The sequence below is a fragment of the Sulfurospirillum sp. MES genome, assembly GCF_000789415.1.
GTDB classification, from domain to species: domain Bacteria; phylum Campylobacterota; class Campylobacteria; order Campylobacterales; family Sulfurospirillaceae; genus Sulfurospirillum; species Sulfurospirillum cavolei.
This window is the reverse complement of sequence record NZ_JSEC01000035.1, coordinates 1-2,047: the sequence shown is the minus strand read 5'-3', so window position 1 is coordinate 2,047 and position 2,047 is coordinate 1. Positions and strand designations below refer to the sequence as shown.

4 protein-coding genes are annotated in these 2,047 nt (G+C 43.5%); all 4 read right to left on the bottom strand.

Translation table 11 applies throughout. The features are described from left to right. Window positions 1–542, bottom strand: a 542-nt coding sequence (gene yihA / locus OA34_RS13185; RefSeq protein WP_039676169.1) for a ribosome biogenesis GTP-binding protein YihA/YsxC, incomplete at its 3' end; no start/stop codon positions are given. After that, complete coding sequence (lptA, locus tag OA34_RS13180) at window positions 539–1,003, bottom strand: lipopolysaccharide transport periplasmic protein LptA (protein ID WP_254376528.1); 465 nt, start codon at window positions 1,001–1,003, stop codon at window positions 539–541. The genes lptA and yihA, both read right to left, overlap by 4 nt. Continuing rightward, window positions 1,000–1,539 carry a hypothetical protein gene (locus tag OA34_RS13175; protein ID WP_039676167.1) on the bottom strand — a complete coding sequence of 180 codons (540 nt, stop codon included), beginning with the start codon at window positions 1,537–1,539 and terminating at the stop codon, window positions 1,000–1,002. The genes lptA and OA34_RS13175 overlap by 4 nt, the downstream gene beginning before the upstream one ends. Next, the coding region (locus OA34_RS13170; RefSeq protein ID WP_502685208.1) for a KdsC family phosphatase at window positions 1,530–2,047 on the bottom strand (518 nt) is incomplete at its 5' end. The genes OA34_RS13170 and OA34_RS13175, both read right to left, overlap by 10 nt.

Below are 2,047 nucleotides of genomic sequence, written 5' to 3'. Positions count from 1 at the left end.
TTGCGACTGCTAGAGACCAATAAAGCATCCGGATAGTGTTTTTTGATCACGCTGATTTCGCTTTGCGTAAGCTTATCGGCTTTCGTAAAAATGCGTAAAATCGTTTGATCGGGACGAACGACGTCGTGCAAATAGTCGTGTACGGCTTTGTCGTTTTCCAAAAAAGGGTGTCTTGCATCTACGAGATGAAGAAACAATCGAATCGAAGCACGTTTTTTTAAGTATTCCGTTAAATTTCTTTGCCACTCGTCTTTCATGCTATGTGATACCCTCGCATAGCCGAAACCGGGTAAATCAACCCATTGAAGCGTAAACGGTACTTCATCCTGCGTTAACGTGACGTGAAAAAAGTTAATGAGCCTTGTTTTACCGGGAGTAGAAGAACTTTTGGCCAAATCTTTTCGATTGCTAAGCGCATTAATTAAAGAGCTTTTACCGACGTTACTACGTCCGATAAATGCCACTTCGCTAATGCCCTCGGGCGTGCTTTCATCCAGCTTGGAAGCCGACTTAACAAAGCGGGCTTCTTTGACGTGGATCACTGTTTTTTATCCTCGACCTTAAAGATGAACTTCACAGGAGCGCTTCCTTTTCCGTCCACCTCGTAATGACCGCTGATTTGATCGACGCGAATTAATTCGCCGTAGACTTTTTTATCGGTATCGATTTCATGTAAAAACGCCTTTTTTTCTAACGTGTAAAGGCTTTTAGTAGGATCGTACGTCATCTTGTCGGCTTCACCGTAATAGTGTTTTTCTTTCATCATCATATTGCCCTTAGCGTCACCCGTAGCAATATAGAGAATCGGTTGCTTTTTCTCGTCGAAATGAATCGTAATCTTTTTCGCCGTGAGCTTATCGCCCTCTTTGATAACGGTCACGTTTCCTTCAAAAATACTGATTCGTTTGGCTTCGTCCGCAAAAAATTTATCGGCGGTCACTTGTACTTCTGCGGCAACAAGCATCGAACAAACGCATGCTGCGAGGATAATCAAAAATTTCATTTGCCTTTTCTCTCCACTTGTTGAATCACGGAATGAATACTATTCGCCGCAATTGTGCCCTCTTTCATCTGATAAACAAATGAAAGACCGTTCGTACGGCTTCGTTCTTGAGAAAAAATAAAGGGTTTGTCACTGCGTAAAACTTCCGTATTCAAATCGTAAAAAATATCTTCACCTTCCAGTGCAACGCCGTCGCTACGGACGTAATGCGAATTGCTCATACAGTGAATCACTTTATCGCGAACCAAAGCTTTATCGGTCGTTAAAACGCCTCGAAGTCCTTTGTCGGTTCGATGTTCGGCCGTGACGGTTTGAAGCTCGTCAAAATCTTTAAAACGCATAACGCGCATCGAATTCACGATACTTTCGATACCGTTATCTTTGATCTGGTAATTTTGAGTGTGAATCAGTTCGATTTCGGGAATCTGATTGCCGTTGAGATCAACGATGCGTAACGTGTAGGGTTCTTTGATAATTAAAAAAACGCTCATGCCTAAAAAGAGGAGCGCTCCGTAGACGAATAATCTTACAACCAAGGGTTTACGAATGCCTCGCTTAAATTTTCCGATGCCACGACATAATCGATCATCTCACGTACCGCACCGTGACCTCCGTTGCGAGATAAAACCACGCTGACCTCTCGTTTGACCAAAGGCAGCGCATCGTTGGGCGCAAACGAAAGAGCCACCGAACGCAAGAGTGCTAAGTCGTTAAGATCGTCGCCGATAGCGGCAACATTTTCAAAAGAGAGATTTTCGGTACGAAGAATCTCTTCTAAAACCGCTTTTTTATTTTTCACGTTCTGATACAAATAGCTAATGCCGAGCTCTTTCGCACGGCGTTCTACAACACGCGAACCGCGTCCGGTAATAATCGCGCTTTTTTTTCCGAGTTTCATCCACGCAACGATTCCAAACCCGTCTTTGACGTTAAAAACTTTAAATTCTTCCTGATCGCCGTTACCGTACATAATTCCGCCGTCCGTCAAACAACCGTCGACGTCAAACACTAAAAGTTCAATCACAAAACGCCCTTTGTACTTGG

Coding starts and splice junctions, on each gene's coding strand:
- lptA (WP_254376528.1), bottom strand. CDS start 1,003: ATGAAATTTTTGATTATCCTCGCAGCATGCGTTTGTTCGATGCTTGTT.